General features: G+C 56.4%; 1 protein-coding gene. It reads left to right on the top strand.

The window, feature by feature from the left end; genetic code table 11:
- Window positions 1-61: 61 nt before the first annotated feature.
- Window positions 62-780 (top strand): IS30 family transposase (locus tag V8352_RS21860; protein ID WP_336426360.1); only part of this gene is annotated, 719 nt, incomplete at its 3' end.

The following is a 780-nucleotide window of genomic DNA, read 5'->3' as shown; positions in this document are numbered from 1 at the left end:
GGCACATTCCATTTTGGATTGCATCACTGGATAAATTTCTGATGCAGATCAGGAGGATGTGATGAGACGCCCCTACCGCAAATTGAACCTGGATGAACGACGTGTTCTGGCGACAATGCTTCAAGCAAATGCAACGAAGACAAAGATCGCCGAGACGCTTGGCCGTGACCGATCGACAATCCACCGTGAGATCAAACGCAACTGGTGGCATGACGAGGACGTCCCCCAAGCTGAAGGCTACTGGCACATGACTGCGCAAACGCTCGCGGATCGTCGCCACCTGAAGCGGCGCAAGTTGGAACGACACGAGGACCTGCGGGAGGAAGTGATCACCAAGCTGAAGAACGGCTGGTCACCCGAACAGATCGCCGGCCGCCTGAAGATCGAGCCCCGCGCGCCATATCGGCTATGTCATGAGACGATCTATCAATACGTCTATTCGAAGGATGGCCAGTCTCAGGAACTTGGGCGCTATTTGCCGGAACGTCGGAAGAAGCGTAAGCCGCGCTACGCCCGAAAGGCCCGTGATCGCGTTTTCCCCTTGGAAACAAGTATCCATAACCGCCCCGACGAGATCAACGACCGCAGCCAGTTCGGGCATTGGGAAGGTGATCTGATGATCTTCGAGCGCGCCCAAGGCAACGCCAATGTTGCCACACTGGTTGAACGCAAGACCCGATATACGGTCCTGTTGCGTAACAATGACCGCAAGTCGCGCCCGCTGATGAACGGTCTGATCAATGAGATGTCGCCCCTGCCGACGGAGGCACGGCGCAGCAT

It is taken from the genome of Roseovarius sp. D0-M9, assembly GCF_037083805.1.
In the GTDB taxonomy this organism is placed as follows: Bacteria; Pseudomonadota; Alphaproteobacteria; order Rhodobacterales; family Rhodobacteraceae; genus Roseovarius.
This window is presented reverse-complemented; position numbering and strand designations above follow the sequence as displayed.